This window comes from Pseudomonas sp. SJZ078 (assembly GCF_007828255.1).
GTDB lineage: Bacteria > Pseudomonadota > Gammaproteobacteria > Pseudomonadales > Pseudomonadaceae > Aquipseudomonas.
The window spans coordinates 1-21,052 of record NZ_VIUG01000056.1; the positions used below are offsets into that span (position 1 = coordinate 1).

Here is a 21,052-nt window from a genome sequence, read left to right on the forward strand (position 1 = left end):
CCGCAAGGCGAAGTTGAAACCACCCTGGCGCAGATCTGGCAAGACCTGCTCAAGATCGAGCGCGTCGGTCGTCACGATCACTTCTTCGAACTCGGTGGCCACTCGTTGCTGGCTGTCAGCCTGATCGGGCGGATGCGTCAGGTCGGTTTGAGCGCCGACGTGCGCGTGCTGTTCGGCCAGCCGACCTTGATGGCGCTGGCGGCAGCGGTGGGTAGCGGCAGCGAAATCCAGGTACCGGACAACGGCATCCAACCGGGCTGCACGGGGATCACGCCGTCGATGCTGCCCCTGGTGGAACTGGACCAGCAAACCATCGACCGCATTGTGGACACGGTGCCGGGTGGCGCGGCCAATGTGCAGGATATCTATCCGCTGGCGCCGCTGCAGGAAGGCATCTTCTTCCACCACCTTTCGGCTGAACAGGGCGATCTGTATGTCTTGCAGTCGCAGTTTGCCTTCGATCACCGCGAACGGCTCGATGCGTTCGTCGAGGCGTTGCAGGGGGTGATCGATCGTCACGACATCCTGCGCACCAGCGTGGTCTGGGAAGGCTTGGAGTCGCCGGTGCAAGTGGTCTGGCGCGAGGCGAAGCTGCACGTTGAAGCGGTCGACCTCGATCCGGCCGCCGGTGATGCCGTGGCACAGCTGCAACAGCGCTTCGACCCACGACACCATCGCCTGGATGTCAGCCAGGCACCCCTGATGCGCCTGGCCTATGGACAGGATGCCGCCAATCATCGATTGGTCGCGACGCTGCTGTTCCATCACATGGCGCTCGACCACACGGCGCTGGAAGTGGTGCAGTACGAGATGCAGGCGCACCTGATGGGCGACGCCGGGCAACTGGCTGACGCCGTGCCCTATCGTAATTATGTGGCCCAGGCACGCCTGGGCATGAGCCGGGAAGAACACGAGGTGTTTTTCCGTGAGATGCTCGGCGATGTCGATGAACCGACATTGCCGTTCGGCCTGCAGGATGTGCAGGGCGGTGGCCACGGCATTGAAGAGGCCGGACAGTCGGTGGAGGCTTCCCTGGACTTGCGTCTGCGGGCCCAGGCCCGTCAGTTGGGCGTCAGCGTCGCCAGCCTGGTGCACCTGGCCTGGGCCCAGGTGCTGGGCAAGGTGTCCGGTAAGCAGGATGTGGTATTCGGCACAGTGCTGATGGGGCGGATGCAGGGCGGCGCCGATACCGAGCGTGCCCTGGGGATGTTCATCAACACCCTGCCATTGCGGGTTCAAGTGGGGCAGCAGGGTGTGCGGGCGGGCGTCAAGGCCGTCCATGCCCGGTTGACTTCGCTGTTGGGCCATGAGCATGCCTCCCTGGCGTTGGCCCAGCGCTGCAGTGGCGTAGCGGCACCGTTGCCGCTGTTCAGCGCTTTGCTCAACTATCGACACAGCGCCACGGGCTCGGTTTCGGCGCAGGCGACGGACGCATGGCAGGGTATCCATGCCCTGAATGGCGAAGAGCGCACCAACTACCCGCTGACCTTGAACGTCGACGACCTGGGCAACGGTTTCAGCCTGACGGTGCTGGTGGCAGTGCAGATTGGCGCGCAGCGGGTCTGCGGGTACATGCACACGGCCCTGGAAAAACTGGTGGAGGCGCTGGAGCAGACGCCCCAGGCCGCCTTGTATCGCTTGCCGATCCTGCCTGAAGCGGAGCGCGAGCAGTTGCTGGTGACGTTCAACGCCACCGACGCTGAATATCCGCTGGAGCAGACCGTCCATGGGTTGTTCGAGGAACAGGTGCAGCGTACGCCGGATGCGCTGGCAGTGCTGCATGGCGATCAGCGCCTGAGCTATGCCGAGTTGAACGAGCGGGCCAACCAGTTGGCGCACTACCTGCGCGGGCAGGGTGTGAGGCCGGATTCGCGGGTGGCAATCTGCGTCGAGCGTGGCCTCGACATGGTGGTCGGGTTGCTGGCGATCCTCAAGGCGGGCGGCGGTTACGTGCCGCTGGATCCGGCCTATCCGGCGGATCGGATTGCCTACATGCTGGAAGACAGCGCGCCGGCGGTGGTCCTGGCCCAGACGGCGACGGTTGGTTTGTTGGCCGATGCTTCGATGCCTGTGATTGATTTGGGTAGCGGGCTGTGGCAGGACGAGTCCGTCTCGAATCCGCAGGTGCCTGAGCTGACCTCGTCGCATCTGGCCTATGTGATCTACACCTCCGGCTCCACCGGGTTGCCGAAAGGCGTGATGATCGAGCACCGCAACACGGTGAATTTCCTGACCTGGGCGCATCGTTCGTTCGACGCTCAAACGCTGTCGAAAACCCTGTTCTCGACCTCGCTGAACTTCGACCTGGCGGTCTATGAGTGCTTTGCACCGTTGACTAGTGGCGGCAGCATCGAGGTGGTCACTAATGTGCTTGAACTGCAACAGGGCGAGCACGACATCACCTTGATCAACACTGTGCCGTCGGCGCTCAAGGCGTTGCTGGAATCCGGTGGTCTGGGCGAGGGCGTGGACACGGTGAACGTGGCCGGTGAAGCGCTCAAGCGCAGTCTGGTGGAGGCGTTGTTCGAGCAGACTTCGGTCAAGCGCCTGTGCAACCTCTATGGTCCTTCGGAAACCACGACCTATTCGAGTTGGGTGTCCATGGTCCGTGAGGACGGTTTTGCCGCGCACATCGGTAAGCCGGTCGCCAACACCCAGTTCTACCTGCTGGATGAACACAAACAGCCCGTACCGCTGGGCGTCCCAGGGGAAATCTACATCGGTGGTGCCGGTGTCGCGCGGGGTTACCTGAACCGTGATGACCTCACTGCCGAACGCTTCCTCAAGGATCCGTTCAGCCGTGAACCGAACGCCCGGATGTACAAGACCGGCGACCTCGGCCGCTACCTGGCGGACGGCAATATCGAATACCTGGGCCGTAACGACGACCAGGTGAAGATCCGTGGTTTCCGTATTGAACTGGGCGAGATCGAAGCCAAGCTGGCCCAGCACGACGCCGTGAAGGAAGCGGTGGTGCTCGCCCGTGAGGACGTGCCTGGCGATAAACGTCTGGTGGCTTATTTCACCCAATCCGAAGAGGTGGACATCGAAACCCTGCGCAGCCACCTGCAAGCACAGTTGCCGGCCTACATGGTCCCCGTGGCCTACGTACACCTCGACGCACTGCCCCTGACTCCCAACGGCAAACTCGACCGCAAGGCCTTGCCGGCCCCGGAACACGATGCACTGATTACCCGTGGCTACGAAGCCCCGCAAGGCGAAGTTGAAACCACCCTGGCGCAGATCTGGCAGGACCTGCTCAAGGTCGAACGTGTCGGTCGTCATGATCACTTCTTCGAACTCGGCGGCCACTCGCTGCTGGCCGTCAGCCTGATCGGGCGGATGCGTCAGGTCGGTTTGAGCGCCGACGTGCGCGTGCTGTTCGGCCAGCCGACCTTGATGGCGCTGGCGGCAGCGGTGGGTAGCGGCAGCGAAATCCAGGTACCGGACAACGGCATCCTGCTCGGTTGCACGCGAATCACGCCGCCGATGCTGCCCCTGGTGGAACTGGACCAGCACGCCATCGACCGCATTGTGGACACGGTGCCGGGCGGCGCGCGCAACGTGCAGGACATCTACCCGTTGGCGCCGTTGCAAGAGGGCATTCTCTACCACCATATCGCCGCGCCGTCGGGCGATCCCTACGTGTTGCAAGCCACGTTCACCGTTGCCGATCCCGAGCGGCTGGACGCCTTTGCCCATGCACTGCAGGGTGTCATCGACCGTCATGACATTCTGCGCACCTCGGTGGTCTGGGAGGGCCTGGATGAGCCGGTGCAGGTGGTCTGGCGCAAGGCGCAACTGGCGGTGGAAGAGGTGGTGCTGGCGGCGGGTGCCGGGGATATCGCCGGGCAGTTGCGCGAGCGATTCGACACGCTGCATTACCGCCTCGATATGCAACAGGCGCCGCTGATGCGCATTGCGTTCGCAGAAGACCAGCCCAACCAGCGCTGGGTGGCGATCCTGCTGTTCCACCACATGGCCCTCGACCACACGGCGCTGGAACTGGTGCGCCACGAGATGCAGGCCCACCTGCTGGGCCAGGCCGACCAGTTGGGCGAGGCGGTGCCGTTCCGCAACTACGTGGCCCAGGCTCGCCGGGGCGTCAGTCGCGAGGAGCATGAAGCGTTCTTCCGCGACATGCTCGGTGACGTCGACGAGCCGACCCTGCCGTTCGGCGTGCAGGATGTTCGCGGCGACGGCAGCGATATCGAAGAGGCCGGCTTGCCGCTGTCCGGCGACCTGAGCCGTCGCCTGCGGGCCCAGGCCCGTGAGTTGGGCGTGAGCGCGGCGAGCCTGCACCATCTGGCCTGGGCCCAGGTGCTGGGCCGGGTGTCCGGCAAACAGGACGTGGTGTTCGGCACCGTGTTGATGGGCCGGATGCAGGGCGGTGACGGTGCCGAACGTGCGCTGGGCATGTTCATCAACACCTTGCCGCTGCGGGTGGACGTGGGCACGCGGGATGTACGCAGCGGCGTGAAGGCGGCCCACGCTCGATTGACCGGTCTGCTCGGCCATGAGCACGCCTCTCTGGCGCTGGCCCAGCGCTGCAGTGGCGTAGTCGCGCCGATGCCGCTGTTCAGTGCCTTGCTCAACTACCGGCATAGCGCCGCTGCGGTCACGTCGAACGACGCCCTGGCCGCTTGGGATGGTATCGAGATCCTGAGCAACGAAGAACGCACCAACTACCCACTGACCCTGTCGGTGGATGACCTGGGTGAAGACTTCCTGCTGACCGCGCTGGCCGTGCCGCAGATCGGCGCACAGCGGGTCTGCGCCTATATGAACATTGCGCTGGAGCACTTGGTGAAGGCCTTGGAGCAGGCCCCGCAGACGTGCCTGGACAGCTTGTCGATCCTGCCACCGGCCGAACGTCGGCAATTGCTGGTGGATTTCAACGCGACCACTCGCAGCTTTCCACGGGACAGGACCGTCCATGGGTTGTTCGAAGCACAGGTCCAGGTCAGCCCCGAGGCACCGGCGGTCGTGCACAACGGGCAGAGCCTGGCCTACGCTGAATTGAACGGCCGGGCCAATCGCCTGGCCCGTCACCTGATCGATCTTGGCATCAAGCCGGGCGAGCGCGTGGCGATCCTGCTGGAGCGTTCGATCGATCTGCTGGTCAGCCAACTGGCGGTGCTCAAGTGTGCTGCCGTCTATGTGCCGCTGGACATCCACGCGCCCCTGGAACGCCAGGAATTCATGGTGCAGGACAGCGGCGCGCGAATCCTGCTGACCCTGAGCGCTACGACCACACCGCAAGAGATGACGCGGGTGGACCTGGACACCGTGGTGCTGGAAGAAACCTCTGACGACCTGAACCTGATGCAGAGCGCCGAATCCGTCGCTTACATCATGTACACCTCCGGCTCCACCGGGATGCCGAAGGGCGTGCTGGTGCCGCATCGGGCGATCAACCGTTTGGTGATCAACAACGGCTACGCCGACTTCAACCAGCAAGACCGAGTGGCGTTCGCCTCGAACCCGGCTTTCGATGCCAGCACCCTGGACGTTTGGGCGCCTCTGCTCAACGGCGGGTGTGTGGTGGTGGTCGAGCAGGATGTGTTGCTGTCCCGGGAACATTTTGCCGCGCTGTTGACCGAGCAGTCGGTCAGCGTGCTGTGGATGACCGCAGGGCTGTTCCATCAGTACGCCGACGGCCTGCTGCCGGTGTTCAAGCAACTGCGTTACCTGATCGTGGGTGGCGACGTGCTGGATCCGGCGGTGATCGCGCGGGTGCTGAAAGACGGCGCGCCGCAGCATCTGCTCAACGGTTATGGCCCGACCGAAGCCACGACCTTCACCACCACTTACGAAATCAAGGGCGTGGGCGAGGGCGGTATCCCGATTGGGCATCCGATCGGCAACACCCGCGTCTATGTGCTGGATGCGAACCAGCAGCCGGTGCCGGTGGGTGTAGCGGGCGAGTTGTACATCGGTGGCGATGGTGTGGCGAAAGGGTATCTGAATCGCCCCGAGCTGACCGCCGAGAAGTTCGTCGCCGACCCGTTCAGCGCCGATCCGGCGGCCTTGCTCTATCGCACCGGCGACCTGGCACGCTGGCGTGCTGACGGAGCCGTGGATTACCTGGGGCGTAACGACGACCAGGTGAAGATCCGTGGTTTCCGTATCGAACTGGGCGAGATCGAAGCCCGCTTGGGCCAATGCGCCGGCGTGAAAGACGCTGTGGTGCTGGCGCGGCAGGACGACAACGGACCTAAACGCCTGGTGGGTTATGTCATCCCTGAAGAGGGTGTCACGTTATCGGTGCACGCGCTGCGTAGCCAACTGGCGAGCACGCTGGCCGAGTACATGGTGCCCAGTGCCTTCGTCGTATTGCCGTCGTTCCCGCTGACCGCCAATGGCAAGCTGGACCGCCGTGCACTGCCGGCTCCGGACGCCGAGGCGTATGCCAGCCGTGAATACGAAGCTCCACAAGGCGAAGTGGAACAGACCCTGGCCCGGCTCTGGGCCGAGGTGCTCAAGGTCGAGCAGATCGGTCGTCACGATCACTTCTTCGAACTGGGCGGTCATTCGCTGTTGGCGGTGACCCTGATCGAACGCATGCGTCAAGCGGGCCTGAGCGCTGACGTGCGTGTGCTGTTCAGCCAGCCGACACTGGCGGCACTGGCCGCTGCCATCGGCAGTGGCAAGGAAATCAGCGTGCCGGAAAACCGTATCCCCTCCGAGTGCGAGCACATCACGCCCGAGCTGCTGCCGCTGGTCAACCTGACCCAGGACGCGATCGATCGCCTGGTATCGACGGTACCGGGCGGTGCGCGCAACGTGCAGGACATCTACCCGCTGGCGCCGCTACAGGAAGGCATCCTCTATCACCACTTGGCCGCCGAGCAGGGCGACCCCTATGTGCTGCAGTCGCAGTTCGCCTTCGACAGCTTCCAGCGCTTCGAGGCGTTCGTCGAAGCGCTGCAGGTGGTGATCGACCGCCATGACATCCTGCGCACCAGTGTGGCCTGGGAAGGCCTGGACGAACCGCTGCAGATGGTCTGGCGCAAGGTTCTGCTGGAGCCGCAGCGCTTCGAAGCCGATGCCACGGCCGGTGATGTCGCCACGCAACTGGCGAGCCGCTTCGATGCACGCCACTACCGTCTGGACTTGCGCCGTGCGCCGATGCTGCAGTTGATCTACGCCCAGGATGAGGCCCATGACCGTTGGCTGGCGATCCTGCTGTTCCACCACATGGCGCTGGACCATACCGCGCTGGATGTGATGCAGCATGAAATGCAGCTGCACCTGCTGGGGCAAGGCGAGCGATTGGGCGAAGCGATGCCTTATCGCAACTATGTGGCCCAGGCCCGACTGGGGGCGAGCGAGGCGGAGCACGAGGCGTTCTTCCGCGACATGCTGGGCGATATCGACGAGCCGACACTGCCCTTCGGCTTGCAGGATGTGCAGGGGGACGGCCATGGCATCGATGAGATCCGCGAGCCGGTGGATCTTGCGCTATCCAGGCGTTTGCGGGCCCAGGCCCGGCAATTGGGCGTCAGTGCCGCCAGCCTGGTGCACCTGGCCTGGGCACAGGTGCTGGGCAAAGTGTCCGGCAGCCAGGAAGTGGTGTTCGGCACGGTATTGCTGGGCCGGATGCAGGGCGGCGAAGGGGCCGACCGGGCGCTGGGAATGTTCATCAACACCTTGCCGTTGCGCGTGGACGTGGGCGCCCAGGATGTTCGTACCGGAGTCAAGGCGACCCACGCCCGACTGACGGAACTGCTGGGCCATGAACATGCCTCCCTGGCGCTCGCCCAGCGTTGCAGTGGCGTGGCGGCACCGACGCCGCTGTTCAGCGCCTTGCTCAACTACCGTCATAGCGCCGCCGAGGTGACCCAGGATGGCCTCTCGGCCTGGAATGGGATCGAGGCGCTCAATGGTGACGAACGCACCAACTACCCACTGACCCTCAACGTCGACGACCTGGGGGAAGGCTTCTCCCTCACGGCCCTGGTCGACACCTCGATCGGTGCCGCACGCATCTGTGGCTACATGCAGATGGCACTGGATAGTCTGGTCACCGCCCTGGAGCAAGCGCCGCACACTGCGCTGCACGCGTTGACGGTCCTGCCGCCAGCCGAACGCCGGCAATTGCTGGAAACCTGGAACACCCGGGACGCCGAATATACCGCAGACGCCCTGATCCATCGTCAGTTCGAAGCCTGGGCCATGGCCCAGCCTGACGCCGTGGCGGTGATCCATGAAGAGCAGACGCTGACTTATGGCCAGCTCAATGCTCGCGCCAACCAGTTGGCCCACAGCCTGTTGGCCGAGGGGATTCGCCCGGACGACCGGGTGGCGATCTGTGTCGAGCGCGGCCTGGACATGATCGTCGGCCTGTTGGGCATCCTCAAGGCGGGGGCGGGCTATGTGCCGCTGGACCCGGCCTATCCGGCGGAACGCATCGCCTACATGTTGCACGACAGCAGCCCGGTAGCGCTGGTGACCCAGCGGGAATGGCGTGAAACCCTGCCGCCATTGAACGTGCCGACCGTGCTGCTCGATCCGCTCGAAGCCGGCGAAATGGAGCAGCAGCCACGGCATAACCCGGATGTGCCGGGCCTTGAGGCCAGTCACCTGGCCTATGTGATCTACACCTCCGGTTCCACCGGCTTGCCCAAAGGCGTGATGGTCGAGCACCGCAACGTTGCGCGGCTGTTCTCGGCCACCCAGCCGTGGTTCGACTTCGGCCCGCAAGACGTGTGGGCGCTGTTCCATTCCTTCGCCTTCGACTTCTCGGTCTGGGAAATCTGGGGTGCATTGACCCAGGGCGGTCGCCTGCTGGTGGTGCCGCAACTGGTCAGCCGCTCCCCGCAATACTGCTATGCGCTGCTGTGCGAGGCGGGGGTGACTATCCTCAACCAGACGCCGAGCGCTTTCCGCCAGTTGATCGCGGCCCAGGGCGAGAGCGACCTGGAGCACAGCCTGCGGCAGGTAATCTTCGGCGGCGAGGCGCTGGAAACCGGCATCCTCAAACCCTGGTATGCCCGTGAAATCAATGCCCGCACGCAACTGGTGAACATGTACGGCATCACCGAAACCACCGTGCACGTGACCTACCGTGCGCTGTGTGCTGCCGACGCCCAACTGACCGGTGTCAGCCCCATCGGCAAACGTATCCCTGACTTGCAGTTGTATGTGCTCGACGCTCAACGCGAACCCGTGCCGGTCGGTGTGGTCGGCGAAATGTACGTCGGTGGCGCGGGTGTGAGCCGTGGTTATCTGAATCGCGATGAGCTGACCGCCGAGCGTTTCCTCGACAACCCGTTCAGCGATGAGCCGAACGCCCGCATGTACAAGACCGGTGACCTCGGTCGCTGGCTGGCGGACGGCAGTATCGAATACCTCGGGCGTAACGATGACCAGGTGAAGATCCGCGGCTTCCGTATCGAATTGGGTGAGATCGAGGCCAAGCTGGCTGCCTGCAACGGCGTGCGCGAAGCCGTGGTCCTGGCGCGCCAGGACATCCCGGGTGACCAGCGCCTGGTGGCCTATGTGATTGCCGAAGAGGGCGAGCCGCCGTCGGCGGCCGAATTGCGCGCCGAGCTGTTGGGTTCCCTGGCGGAATACATGGTACCCAGCGCGTTCGTGATGTTGACGGTATTCCCGCTGACCACCAACGGCAAACTGGACCGCAAGGCGTTGCCGGTGCCCGACCAGTCCTCGGTGGTGACCCGTGAATACGAGGCGCCCCAAGGCGAGGTCGAGACGGCGATTGCGCGAATCTGGCAAGAGCTGCTGCAGGTGGAGCAGGTCGGCCGTCATGACCATTTCTTTGAAATGGGTGGCCATTCGCTGCTGGCAGTGAAGCTGGTCGAGCGCATGCGCCAGATCGACCTGGCTGCCGACGTCCGCGTGCTGTTCGGCCAGCCGACGCTGGCTGCATTGGCGGCGGCCGTAGGCGGCGTGCGCGAAATCGTGGTGCCGGCCAACCTCATCCCCGTCGACTGCTCGCGGATCACTCCGGACATGTTGCCACTGGTCGATCTGGATCAGGACGGTATCGACCGCGTCGTCGCCTCAGTGCCCGGTGGTGTGGGCAACGTGCAGGACATCTACGCCCTCGCGCCGTTGCAGGAAGGCATTCTGTATCACCACCTCGCTGCGGCCCAGGGCGACCCCTATCTGCAATATGTGCAGTTCACTTTCGACAGCCGCTCCCGGTTGGACGACTTCGCCAGGGCGTTGCAAAGCGTGGTGTCCCGCCACGATATCCTGCGCACCGGCGTGGTCTGGGAAGGGCTGGACGAGCCGGTGCAGGTGGTCTGGCGCGAGGCGCAGTTGGGGCTTGATGAGGTCGTGCTGGACCCGGCGGCGGGGGATATCGCGCAACAACTGCGCGAGCACCTGGACCCACGGCATTATCGCCTGGACATCCGCCAGGCGCCGATGATGCGTATCGGCTATGCCGAGGACGTGGCGAACAATCGCTGGGTCGGCATGCTGCTGTTCCATCACATGGTCGATGACGCGACGTCCCTGGCCATGCTCACGGCGGAAATCGAAGCCCATGTGATGGGGCGCGAGCATCTGCTGGCAGCCTCGGTGCCGTACCGCAACTACGTGGCCCAGGCGCGGCTGGGCATCAGCCGCGAGGAACACGAAGGATTCTTCCGCGAGATGCTGGGCGATGTGACCGAGCCGACATTGCCGTTCGGCCTGCAGGATGTGCAGGGCGACGGACGTGGGATCGAAGAAGTCCGCCAGCCGGTCGATGGCGCGCTCAGCCGGCGCCTGCGGACCCAGGCCCGTCAACTCGGGGTGAGTGCGGCGAGCCTGTATCACCTGGCCTGGGCACAGGTGCTGGGGCGTGTCTCGGGCAAGGACGATGTCGTGTTCGGCACCGTGTTGCTGGGCCGGATGCAAGGCGGCGAGGGGGCCGACCGGGCACTGGGGATGTTCATCAACACCTTGCCGCTGCGTGTGGAGCTGGGGGCGCAAGGTGTACGTGCCGGGGTCAAGGCGACCCATGCACGCTTGACCGCGTTGCTCGGCCATGAGCATGCCTCTTTGGTTCTGGCCCAGCGTTGCAGTGGCGTAACCGCGCCGGCACCGTTGTTCAGCGCGCTGCTGAACTATCGCCACCTCGGTGCGCAGACGGCCTCCAGCGAAGCCATCGCGGCCTGGGAAGGTATCCAGGTTCTGGGCGGCGAAGAGCGGACCAACTATCCGCTGTCGTTGTCGGTGGATGACCTGGGCGAAGACTTCAACCTGACGGTCATGGCCCAGGAGCCCATAGGCGCCGGACGTATCTGCAACTATGTGCAAACGGTCCTGGAGCATCTGGTGCAGGCGCTGGAACAATCGCCCCTGGCGCCGTTGCACGGGTTGCAGATCCTGCCGCCGGCCGAGCGTCGGCAGTTGCTGGAAACCTGGAATGCTGCGGATGTGGCCTACGCCGACAATGCACTGATCCATGGGCAGTTCGAGGCTTGTGCGGCGGCACAACCTGATGCCGTGGCCGTGGTGTTCGAGAGCCGGACGCTGACCTACGGTGAGCTCAATAACCGGGCCAACCAACTCGCCCATCATTTGCTGGCCCTGGGCATCCGCCCGGATGACCGGGTGGCGATCTGTGTCGAGCGTGGCCTGGACATGATCGTCGGCCTGTTGGGCATCCTCAAGGCGGGCGCGGGTTATGTGCCGCTGGATCCGGCCTATCCGACCGAACGTCTCGCCTACCTGTTGCAGGACAGTGCGCCTGTGGCCGTGTTGGTACAGACCGCGACACGTCGCTTGTTGGCCGACATTTCGTTGCCTGTGGTCGATCTCGAAGGTGGCGATTGGCAGGCGCAATCCGTCCGTAATCCGCAGGTGGCGGGGTTGAATTCCAGTCATCTGGCTTATGTGATCTACACCTCCGGTTCCACCGGCTTGCCCAAAGGCGTGATGGTCGAGCATCGCAACGTCGCGCGGCTGTTCTCGGCCACGCAACCGTGGTTCGACTTCGGCCCGCAGGACGTCTGGGCACTGTTCCACTCCTTCGCCTTCGACTTCTCGGTCTGGGAAATCTGGGGTGCGCTGACCCACGGCGGTCGCCTGCTGGTGGTACCGCAACTGGTCAGCCGCTCGCCGCAGGAATGCTATGCGCTGTTGTGCCAGGCCGGCGTCACGGTGTTGAACCAGACGCCAAGCGCGTTCCGCCAGTTGATCGCGGCCCAGGGCGAAAGCGAGCTGAAGCACAGCCTGCGCCAGGTGATTTTCGGCGGCGAGGCGTTGGAAACCGGCATTCTCAAGCCGTGGTACGCCCGCGAAATCAACGCCGGCACGCAATTGGTCAACATGTACGGCATCACCGAAACCACGGTGCACGTGACCTACCGTGCACTGTGCGCGGCGGATGCGCAGTTGGTCGGCGTCAGCCCGATTGGCGGGCGTATTCCCGACCTGCAACTGTACGTACTCGATGCCCAGCGCGAGCCGGTGCCGGTGGGCGTGGTGGGTGAGATGTACGTCGGTGGCGCGGGCGTCAGCCGAGGCTATCTGAACCGCGACGAGCTGACGGCGGAGCGTTTCCTGAAAAATCCGTTCAGCGATGAGCCGAACGCCCGCATGTACAAGACCGGAGACCTGGGTCGCTGGTTGGCGGATGGCAGCATCGAATACCTGGGGCGTAACGATGACCAGGTGAAGATCCGCGGCTTCCGTATCGAACTGGGCGAGATCGAAGCGGCGCTGGCGACTTGCGACGGGGTCAGCGAGGCGGTGGTCATCGCTCGCGAAGACGAGCCGGGGGACAAGCGCCTGGTGGCCTACGTCATCGCCAAGGAAGACGCGCAGCCAGCGGCTGCCGAGCTGCGCACGCAGTTGCTGGGCTCGCTGGCCGACTACATGGTGCCGAGTGCCTTCGTGATGCTCGAAGCCTTCCCGCTGACCACCAATGGCAAGTTGGACCGCAAGGCCTTGCCGGCACCGGATCAGTCGGCGGTGATCAGCCGTGAATACGAAGCTCCCCAAGGGGAAGTAGAAAGCGCCATTGCCCGGATCTGGCAGGACTTGCTCAAGCTTGAACAAGTGGGGCGCCACGACAACTTCTTCGAACTGGGCGGCCACTCGCTGCTGGCGGTGAAGTTGATCGAGCGCATGCGCCAGATGGACCTGAGCGCCGATGTGCGCGTGCTGTTCAGTCAGCCAACGTTGGCCGCGCTGGCCGCTGCGGTGGGTGGGCACACGGAAGTCGTGGTGCCGGAGAACCTGATTCCGGACGGCTGCACGCGAATCACCCCGGACATGCTGCCGCTGGCCGACCTGGACCAGGAAGCCATCGACCGGATCGTCGCAACGGTGCCCGGCGGCGTTGCCAACGTGCAGGATATCTATGCCCTGGCGCCGTTGCAGGAAGGCATTCTCTACCATCACCTGGCCGCGGAGCAGGGCGATCCCTACGTGTTGCAGGTGATGTTCGGCTTTGACAGCCGCGAACGCCTGCAAGCCTTTGCCCAGGCCTTGCAGAGCGTGGTGTCGCGTAACGACATCCTGCGCACCAGCATGGCCTGGCAGGGCCTGGAGTCACCGGTGCAAGTGGTCTGGCGCCATGCGACGCTGGCCCTTGAAGAAGTCGGGCTGGATCCGGCGGCAGGCGACGCAGTGCAGCAGTTGCACGAACGCTTCGACCCGCGTCACTACCGGCTCGACATTGCCCAGGCACCGTTGATGCGGCTGGCCTATGCCCAGGATCTGGCCAATCAGCGCTGGGTCGGCATGCTGCTGTTCCATCACGTGGCGCTGGACCACACCGCCCTTGAGGTGGTGGTGCATGAAATGCAGGCCAGTCTGCTGGACCAGGCGGAGCTGCTCGCACCGGCTGTGCCGTACCGCAACCATGTCGCCCAGGCCCGGTTGGGCGTGAGTCGCGAACAGCACGAAGCGTTCTTCCGCGACATGCTGGGCGATATCGACGAACCGACGCTGCCGTTCGGCCTGCTGAATGTGCAAGGCGATGGCAGCGGCATCGAAGAAGTGCAACAAGGCGTGGATGCGGCATTGGCCCAGCGCTTGCGGGCGCAGGCCCGTCAGCTCGGCGTGAGTGCGGCGAGCCTGGTCCACCTGGCCTGGGCCCAAGTGGTCGGGCGTGTCTCGGGGCGTGAGGAAGTGGTGTTCGGCACCGTACTGATGGGCCGGATGCAGGGCGGCGACGGTGCCGACCGCGCGCTGGGAATGTTCATCAACACCTTACCGCTGCGGGTGAGTGTGGGGCACACCGGTGTCCGTACAGCCGTGAAGGCCACCCACGCCCGATTGAGCGGATTGTTGGGGCATGAACACGCTTCCCTGGCATTGGCCCAGCGCTGCAGCGGCGTACCGGCCTCGCTGCCGCTGTTCAGCACGCTGTTGAACTACCGGCACAGCGCTGGTGAAGCCGCATCCGAGCAGGCCATCTCGGCCTGGCACGGAATTCATACCCTGGGCATGGAAGAGCGGACCAATTACCCGTTGTGCCTGAACGTCGACGACCTCGGCGAAGGTTTCCTGCTGACGGCCCAGGCGGTGGTCGAAGTGGGTGCGCAACGTGTCTGCGGCTACATGCATATGGCGCTGGAGAGCCTGGTGCAGGCGCTGGAGCACGCACCTGACGCTCCATTGCGCGAGTTGTCGATTGTACCTGCCGACGAACGCGAGCAATTGCTGGTGGCGTTCAACGCCACCGAGGCCGAATACCCGCTGGAGCAGACCATTCATGGGCTGTTCGAGGAGCAGGTGCGGCGCACACCGGATGCGCTGGCGGTGCGTCATGGTCGGCAACAGCTCAACTATCGCGAGCTCAATGGGCTCGCCAACCGGTTGGCCCATTACCTGCGCAAGCAGGGTGTGCAGCCGGATTCTCGGGTGGCGATCTGCGTCGAGCGCGGCATCGACATGGTCGTAGGCTTGCTGGCGATCCTCAAGGCGGGTGGCGGTTACGTGCCGCTGGATCCGGCTTACCCGGCGGACCGCATTGCCTACATGCTCGAAGACAGCGCCCCGGCGGCGATCCTGGTGCAGGCGGCCACGCGAGGCTTGTTGGGTGAGACGGCGGTCCCGGTGATCGACCTCGACAGGGGTGTCTGGCAGGACGAAACAGCGCCGAATCCGTTGGTCCCGGGGCTGACTTCGGCGCACCTGGCCTACGTGATCTACACCTCCGGTTCTACCGGGTTGCCGAAAGGCGTGATGATCGAACACCGCAACACGGTGAACTTCCTGACCTGGGCGCATCGGTCGTTCGATGCGCAAACCTTGTCGAAGACGCTGTTCTCGACTTCGCTGAACTTCGACCTGGCGGTCTATGAGTGCTTCGCGCCGCTGACGTCAGGTGGCAGCATCGAAGTGGTCACTAATGTGCTGGAACTGCAACACGGCGAGCACGACATCACCCTGATCAACACTGTGCCGTCGGCACTCAAGGCATTGCTGGAAGCCGGTGGACTGGGCGAGGGCGTGGACACGGTTAACGTGGCCGGTGAAGCCCTCAAGCGCAGCCTGGTGGAAGCGTTGTTCGAGCAGACTGCGGTCAAGCGCCTGTGCAACCTCTACGGTCCTTCGGAAACCACGACTTACTCCAGTTGGGTATCGATGGCCCGGGAAGACGGGTTTGCCGCGCACATCGGCAAACCGGTCGCCAACACCCAGTTCTATCTGCTGGACGAACATAAGCAACCGGTACCGCTGGGCGTACCGGGCGAGATCTACATTGGCGGCGCGGGTGTCGCCCGTGGCTATCTCAATCGTGATGACCTGACCGCCGAGCGTTTCCTTAACGACCCATTCAGCAACACTAAAAACGCCCGGATGTACAAGACCGGCGACCTCGGCCGTTACCTGCCCGACGGCAATATCGAATACCTGGGCCGTAATGACGACCAGGTGAAGATCCGTGGTTTCCGCATCGAACTGGGCGAGATCGAAGCCAAGCTGGCCCAGCACGACGCCGTGAAGGAAGCGGTGGTGCTGGCCCGCGAGGACGTACCCGGCGACAAACGTCTGGTGGCTTATTTCACTCAATCCGAAGCGGTGGACATCGAAACCCTGCGCAGTCACCTGCAAGCGCAGTTGCCGGAATACATGGTCCCGGTGGCCTACGTGCACCTCGACGCCATGCCGCTGACTCCCAACGGCAAACTCGACCGCAAGGCCTTGCCGGCGCCGGACCTGAATTCGGTCATCAGTCGTGGCTACGAAGCTCCACAAGGTGAAGTTGAAACCGTCCTGGCGAAGATCTGGCAGGACTTGCTGGGCCTGCAACAGGTTGGTCGTCACGACCAGTTCTTTGAGCTGGGTGGTCATTCGTTGCTGGCGATGCAGTTGATTTCCCAGGTCCGTTTGCGCCTGGGGGTGGAACTGAGCCTGACCGCTCTGTTCGCCCATCCGGCACTCATGGACCTGGCGCAGGCCGTGTCCGAGGCCGGGCGCAGCACATTGCCGGAGATCGTCAGGGCCTCCCGCGACGAATCCTTGCCGCTGTCGTTCGCCCAACAGCGCCTGTGGTTCCTGGCGCAGATGGAAGGGGCCAGTGCGGCCTACCACATGCCGGCCGGCCTGCGTCTGCGCGGCACGTTGGACCGCGTCGCCCTGCAACGGGCGCTGGATCGCATCGTTGCCCGTCATGAGGCGTTGCGCACGACTTTCGTACAGGCCCAGGGCGAGGAGCCCCGGCAGTGTATCGCCGCGGCCGATAGCGGTTTTGCCTTGCTGCAGCATGACTTTTCCGAGCGGATCGATGCCGAAGCCGAAGTGCATGCCTTGGCGGCACGGGAAGCCGTCGATGCCTTCGATCTGGAACACGGCCCGCTGATCCGTGGCCGGTTGATCCGCCTGGGTGATGAGGAGCATGTGCTGCTGGTGACCATGCACCACATCGTTTCGGATGCCTGGTCCATGGGGGTGCTGGTCAAGGAACTGGTCGCGCTCTACGAAGCGTTCCGGCATGACCTGGACGATCCGCTGCCGGCGCTGGCCGTGCAATACGGCGACTACGCCCTGTGGCAACGCCGCTGGCTGAGCGGCGAAGTGTTGCAGGCCCAGAGCAGCTACTGGCGACAAACCCTGGCCGATGCGCCGGCATTGTTGATGCTGCCCACGGACCGGGCGCGCCCGGCGCAGCAGGACTACAGCGGGGCGGCGCTGCCCCTGGCGTTCGATGCCGAGCTGACGGCCCATCTCAAAGCCTTGAGCCAGCGTCATGGCGTCACCCTGTACATGACGTTGATGGCGGCTTGGGCGGCGTTGTTGAGTCGCCTTTGCGGGCAGGACGACGTGGTGATCGGTTCGCCGGTGGCCAACCGCACACGTTCGGAAGTCGAAGGGTTGATTGGCTTCTTCGTCAACACCCTGGCCGTGCGTATCGACGTTTCGGGCGCACCGACGGTCGAGGCCTTGCTTGCGCGGGTCAGGAACCAGACCCTTGGCGCCCAGGCGCATCAGGACCTGCCGTTCGAACAGGTGGTGGAAGTGCTCAATCCGGTACGCAGCCTGTCCCACAGCCCGCTGTTCCAGGCCATGTTGTCCTGGCAGACCCTGGACAACAGCGAACTGGCGCTGGGCGACCTGAAGCTCGAAAGCCTTGGTGTGGCGAACAATATCGCCAAGTTCGACCTGTCCCTGGAACTCGGCGAGGCCCAGGGGCAGATCTTCGGCGCCCTGGAATACGCCACGGCCTTGTTCGACGAGGCCACGGTGCAGCGTTACCTCGGTTATTTCGAGCGAATGGTGCGTGCCATGGTGGCAAGTGACCAGACGCTGATCGAGCAGATCGCGCTGGTGGACGACACCGAACGCCAGCATTTGCTGGTCGGACTCAACGCGAACCAGGCACCGTACCCCTGCGAACAGACCATCCATCAACTCTTCGAGGCCCAGGTCGCGACCCGGCCGCAGGCCATTGCCGTGGTGTTCGAAGGCGAGCGCCTGAGCTACGCCGAACTCAATCGCCAGGCCAACCAATTGGCCCATCACCTGATCGGTCTGGGCATCCGTCCGGACGACCGCGTGGCGATTTGTGTCGAGCGCAGCGCCGAGATGCTGGTGGGCCTGTTGGCGGTACTCAAGGCCGGCGGCGGTTACGTGCCGCTGGATCCGGCGTATCCGGCCGAGCGATTGGCCTACATGATCGCCGACAGTGCCCCGGTAGCGCTGCTGACCCAACGCGCACTGCAAGGCCGCCTGCCGTCACTGGCTGCGCCGGTGGTGCTACTCGATTACGTCGAACGGGTGCGCAGCGGCATTGCCGCGGGCCGTGAAGACAACCCGGTGGTGGCGACCCTCGGCGTGCGCCACCTGGCCTACGTGATCTACACCTCGGGTTCGACCGGTGCGCCCAAAGGCGTGATGATCGAACACCGGGGCCTGGTCAATTACTGCGTGGATGCCGCGCGCCTGTTCGAACTGACGCCGGCCGACACGGTGCTGCAGCAGAACACGTTGAACTTCGACCTGTCGGTGGAAGAGATTTTCCCGGCGCTGATCGCCGGTGCCACCCTGGCGCCAACCCGACAATTGTTCGGTAGCGTCGAGTTGCGGCAGGACCTCGGGATCCGGCCGACCTTCGTGCACCTGACCGCTGCACATTGGCATTCCCTGGCGGCTGAATGGCACAGCATGCCGGCACAGGCCCGCGATCATCTGCGCGACGTGCGCCTGGTCAACGTCACCGGTGACGCCCTGTCGATGCAGAAACTGCAGATGTGGGACGCGGTGCGCCCGGCCCATACCCGACTGATCAATACCTATGGTCCAACCGAGGCGACCGTCTCGTGCACCGCCGCCTACATGCACTACGACGCCGACGGCGCGGCCGGCAACGCCACCATCGGCACGCCGATGGCCAACACCCGTATCTACCTGCTCGACGGGCACCGTCAGCCGGTGCCGTTCGGGGTGGCCGGAGAGATCTACATCGGTGGTGACGGCGTGGCCCGGGGTTACCTGAACCTCGATGCGATCAATGCCGAACGCTTCCTCCTCGATCCATTCAGTGACCAGCCCGACGCCCGCATGTACAAGACCGGCGACCTGGCCCGCTATCGTCCGGACGGACGTATCGAATACCTGGGGCGCAATGACTTTCAGGTCAAGGTGCGCGGATTCCGTATCGAGCTGGGTGAAATCGAAACCAGGCTCGGCCACTGCGCCGGGGTCAAGGAAGCGGCGGTGATCGTGCGTGAGGACACGCCGGGGGACAAGCGCCTGGTGGCCTATGTCGTGCTGCAGGGCGGTGTCACCCTGAGCGCAGCCGCCTTGCGCTCGGAACTGTCGACGCTGCTGGCCGAGTACATGGTGCCAAGTGCGTTCGTCAGCCTGGCCGCACTGCCGCTGACGCCGAACCGCAAGCTCGACCGCCAGGCACTGCCGGCGCCGGATGCCGACGCGTTCGCCAGTCGCGTGCATGTAGCGCCGCAAGGCGCCACGGAAGTCGCCCTGGCGCGGATCTGGCAGGGCATGCTCAACGTCGAAGTGGTGGGGCGTCACGACCATTTCTTCGAGCTGGGCGGGCATTCGTTGCTGGTGATGCGCTTGATTGCCCAGGTGCGCGAGCAATTGGGGGTGGAACTGAGCCTGAACGAGGTCTTTGCCCAACCCGAGCTGAGCGCGCTGGCCCAGGTGCTGGCCCGAGCGGCACGCAGCGCCCGGCCGGACATCGTACCGGTGTCCCGTGAGCAGGCACTGCCGTTGTCGTTTGCCCAGCAACGCCTGTGGTTCCTCGCGCAGCTGGACAACGCCAGCGCGGCGTATCACATCCCCACCGGCCTGCGTCTGCGCGGTGCCCTGGACACCGCCGCCCTGGGTCGTGCCCTGGATCGCATCGTCGCCCGTCACGAAGCCTTGCGCACGACCTTTGTCCAGGGCCAGGAAGTGGAGCAACGCATTGCTCCGGCCGACATCGGTTTCGCCTTGAAGCGGCATGACCTGTCCGCCCACCCGGATGCCGAGGCCGAGCTGTCGCGCATGGCCGGGGAGGAGGCGCAGCAGGCCTTCGACCTGAGCCGTGGCCCGCTGGCCCGTGGTCGCCTGGTGCGCATGGGCGATGCTGACCATGCGTTGCTGGTGACCCTGCACCACATTGTCTCGGACGGCTGGTCCGCCGATGTCCTGACCCGTGAGCTGGGCGTGCTGTACGCGGCATTCAGCCAAGGCCAGGACGACCCGCTGCCGGCCTTGCCGGTGCAATATGCCGACTACGCCATCTGGCAGCGGCGCTGGCTCACCGGCGAGGTGTTGAGCCGCCAGGAACGTTACTGGCAGGACACCCTGGCCGGCGCGCCGGCATTGCTGACCTTGCCGACGGACCGGCCACGGCCGGCCCAGCAGGATCATTCCGGTCATGCGGTGGGGATCGCCTTCGACGAAGCGTTGACCGAAGGCCTCAAGGCCCTGAGCCAGCGCCATGGCGCCACGTTGTTCATGACGGTGATGGCCGCGTGGGCCGCGCTGCTGAGCCGGATGTCCGGGCAGGACGATGTCGTCATCGGTACTCCGACGGCGAACCGCATGCAGGCGGAGGTGGAAGACCTGATCGGTTTGTTCGTCAACACCCTGGCGGTGCGCGTCGAGGTTTCGTCCGAACTGACCGTCGAGACCTTGCTGCAACGGGTCAAGGCCCAGACCCTGGGCGCCCAGGCGCATCAGGATCTGCCGTTCGAACAGGTGGTGGAAGTGGTCCGGCCATTGCGCAGCCTGTCCCACAGCCCGGTGTTCCAGGCCATGCTGTCGTGGCAGAACAATGAAACCGGCGGGATGGAATTGTCCGAGCTGTCACTGCAAGGACTGGGGGTGACCAGCCGCACCGCCAAGTTCGATGTGTTGCTGGACATGGCTCTGATCGATGGGCGCCTGTTCGGTTCGCTGGAGTACGCCACGGCGCTGTTCGACCAGGCCACGATGGAGCGCTACCTCGGTTACCTCGAATGCATTCTGCGCGCCATGGTGGCCGATGAGCAGGCCCTGGTGGCGCAGATCCCGCTGTTGCAAGACGCTGAGCGCCAACACCTGCTGGAAGCCTTCAATGCGACGGCCGTCGACTATCCGCAAGGCCTGACCCTGCATGGCCTGTTCGAGGCACGGGTCACGA

The 21,052-nt window shown here is 64.5% G+C and carries 1 protein-coding gene; it reads left to right on the forward strand.

The window, feature by feature from the left end:
- On the forward strand, positions 1–21,052 hold a 21,052-nt coding region (locus FBY02_RS27205; RefSeq protein ID WP_144931527.1), incomplete at both ends, for a non-ribosomal peptide synthase/polyketide synthase.